Source organism: Pseudomonas sp. FFUP_PS_473, assembly GCF_002858665.1.
GTDB lineage: Bacteria > Pseudomonadota > Gammaproteobacteria > Pseudomonadales > Pseudomonadaceae > Aquipseudomonas > Aquipseudomonas defluvii.
In genome coordinates, this window is sequence record NZ_PJQQ01000107.1 from 1 (window position 1) to 615 (window position 615).

Genomic DNA, 615 nt, shown 5'->3' on the forward strand with positions numbered 1-615 from the left:
CAGGGAACGCCCGTAAGCTTCGAACTCAGCCTCGCTTCACAGGGGCAGGGCGGACGATGCGCTTGATTCGCCGCGCAACCCAAACCAGCGGTGCAAAGTACAGCCGCGGGGCCTCACGGGCGGTCTTGGTGAATTCCTGCATGAATGCGTTCATGGTTGCTCCACTCCGGTAGCCCTGGGCACCGGTAGCCAGTCGTCGGGCAGTCGCTTGATGTACGGCAGAAACGTGGGAAGAGCCGGCAGTTCACCTTTACGTAGCCGCCGCCATTCTCCTCTCAGATAATTTACCAGCTCACCTATCTGTTTGCGCACCAACCGGAAACCGGCTGAGCGGAAGAGACTGCGCACGATCGTCAGCAACTGCGCCTGGTTGTCGACTGCGATCGCCTTGTGAATACGGGTACGCCACTGCTTCATGCTGTCCGCCGTGTAGCGCCAGGACCAGCCGACACCGTCGTGGACCAGCTCATACCCCCACAGCTGGATACGCCGTTTCGCAGGGTCGTTAAGCGGTTCGTTCTGCACTGAGCCAGCACCTTCACTCGTCACCATCAACAACGCATGTACCTCAGTGAGCGTCGCTTCCTTGAGCGACAAAAACTTCGCACAGGCCAG

At 59.7% G+C, this 615-nt stretch carries 2 protein-coding genes; both read right to left on the reverse strand.

The window, feature by feature from the left end; genetic code table 11:
- Positions 1-25 precede the first annotated feature (25 nt).
- A complete protein-coding gene (locus CYD26_RS25680; RefSeq protein WP_256588079.1) occupies positions 26-154 on the reverse strand; it encodes a hypothetical protein in 129 nt (42 codons plus the stop codon).
- A partial coding sequence (locus CYD26_RS25170; protein ID WP_218197073.1) for a hypothetical protein occupies positions 151-615 on the reverse strand: 465 nt, incomplete at its 5' end. The genes CYD26_RS25680 and CYD26_RS25170, both read right to left, overlap by 4 nt.